Origin of the sequence: Arthrobacter cavernae (assembly GCF_017368795.1) — a bacterium.
In the GTDB taxonomy this organism is placed as follows: Bacteria; Actinomycetota; Actinomycetes; order Actinomycetales; family Micrococcaceae; genus Arthrobacter; species Arthrobacter cavernae.
Map to the genome: position 1 here is coordinate 1 of NZ_JAFNLL010000125.1, position 697 is coordinate 697.

The window sequence follows — 697 nt, forward strand, 5'->3', positions numbered from 1 at the left end:
GACTCCGTCCACGGCTCCTTCGAAGGCACCATCCGCGTGGATGAGGAGGCCAACACCATCACGGCGAACGGCGTCCAGATCCAGGTCATCTACTCGGACAACCCCGCCACGGTCGACTACACGGCCTTCGGCATCCAGGACGCCCTGGTGGTGGACAACACGGGCCGCTGGCGCGACGCCGAGGGCCTGGCCCAGCACCTGCAGAGCAAGGGTGTTGCCCGCGTCCTGCTGACCGCCCCGGGCAAGGGCGAGCTGAAGAACATCGTCCACGGCATCAACCACGGCGACATCACCGATGCGGACAAGATCGTCACGGCTGCTTCCTGCACCACCAACGCGATCACCCCGGTCCTGAAGGCGATCAACGACAGGTTCGGCGTGGTGCACGGCCACGTGGAAACCGTGCACTCGTTCACGAACGACCAGAACCTGATCGACAACTTCCACAAGGGCGACCGCCGGGGCCGTTCCGCTGCCCTGAACATGGTCATCACCGAGACCGGTGCGGCCAAGGCAGTAGCGAAGGCACTGCCGGAACTGCTGGGCAAGCTCACCGGCAACGCCATCCGCGTCCCCACCCCGGATGTCTCCATGGCCATCCTGAACCTCAGCCTGGAGAACGGCACCACGCGGGACGAGGTCAACGACTACCTGCGTGAAATGTCGCTGCACTCCGATCTCCGCAAGCAGATCGACT

Annotated in this window: 1 protein-coding gene; it reads left to right on the forward strand. The window is 64.7% G+C overall.

The genetic code is table 11. The features are described from left to right. Positions 1–697 (forward strand): glyceraldehyde-3-phosphate dehydrogenase (locus tag J1902_RS19090; protein ID WP_207617935.1); only part of this gene is annotated, 697 nt, incomplete at both ends.